We start from the raw sequence: 1461 nt of genomic DNA on the forward strand, positions 1-1461 counted from the left end.
AATCAGAACAATCCGGTCTGGACGGGCGAGGTTTTCGTCATCGAGCGCGTCGAGGGCATATTTCATGGCGAGCGCGCCGCCGTTGGAATATCCTATGATTTCAAGGGGTTTCGATGGGCCGACTCGCCGACGGGCTTCTCTGACTGCTAGCCGCGTCGCTGCGAGCCAATCCTCTGATTCAACGTCGGTCAGGGCGGCTGGCACCGTCCCGTGAGCGGGCAATCTGATGACCACCGACACAAATCCGCGGTCGCGATAGAGGTTGGCGATATGCCGCAAGCTGTAGGGCGAATCCGTCAATCCGTGCAGAAAGACAGCCGCCCCGACCGGCGGACCTTCGGGCTCGAGTACGTAAGAGCGGTTCCAATCCTGTGCGAAACGACCAGGGTACACGGGACTTCCGTCGAAGTAGCGATTGACCGGCACGCGGTCGTCCTCATCCAGCTTTTGCGTGACCTCCACGCGCAAAGCATCGAAAATGGCGTTCTCAGCTTTCAGATAGTCGGACCAATTGGCCTTATCGAGTTCCTGCTCACTCAGTTCATGCGGCACATAGGTGTGCCACGGTTCAAGTGGCGGTCCCCGCTGGGTATCGTAGATACGAACCGCGAGCAGCGTTATGACAATTGCAGTCAAGACGAGTAGAGTTCGTCGTACGCCCCTGATCAGCCTGCCCGTCATCATTCGCTCCTGGCTATGTCATGTTGGCATGACGAGCGGATCGACCCGCGCCACAATGCGTCTTGATGCCTTGGATCATCATTCGCCAGGTTTGATCGAAGTTGGTGGGTCCGAGAAACATCAGCGACATAGCTCCCCTTCATCCATTCGCTGGCTTCGACGCGAACAGGTTCAGGCCCAGCCGCTCGGAGAGGTATTTGGTGACGAGTTGCCCACGAATGCTGTTCCCAGCTGCATCCAGTGGGGCGGCAAACGTCCCAAGACCACCCTTTCCGGGCACGATCGTCACGATGCCTCCACTGACGCCGCTTTTCCCTGGCAGTCCCACCTCGTACAGCCAATCGCCCGACTCTTCATAGAGACCGGCGGTGGCGAGCACCGCCAGCACACGCTGGCAGCGGTCTGCATCGAGGACGCGTTCCCCTGTTATCGGATTGACGCCGCCGTCGGCGAGTGTGGCACCCATGACGGCAATATCCTTGACCGTTACAGTCAGCGAGCATTGCCTTGTGTAGATATCGGTCGCCTCCAAGGGATCAAAATACATGCGTCCGTAGCTTTGAAGCAAACGGGCGATGCCCTGGTTTCGCTGGTTGGTTGCTGCTTCCGACCTGTAGACATCCTGGTCGAGCGTCAGTCTTCGTCCGGCGAGACGCGATAGCCCATCCTGGATGAATAGCCACTTCTGTTCAGCTGTGTCGCCGGGTGCCAGGCTCGTCGCGGCGATTGCACCGGCATTCACCATCGGATTCATCGTTCGGTCCGCATTGAGCTCTATCG

The 1461-nt window shown here is 58.7% G+C and carries 2 protein-coding genes; both read right to left on the reverse strand.

All coding sequences use genetic code 11. The features are described from left to right. The coding region (locus AC1DT3_RS20905) for an alpha/beta hydrolase (protein ID WP_477467118.1) at window positions 1-681 on the reverse strand (681 nt) is incomplete at its 3' end. Window positions 682-820: 139 nt separating this feature from the next. Further along, window positions 821-1461: glutaminase (locus tag AC1DT3_RS20910; RefSeq protein WP_477467117.1), on the reverse strand; the 641-nt coding region annotated here is incomplete at its 5' end.

The sequence above is a fragment of the Microvirga sp. P4_G7 genome, assembly GCF_056401005.1.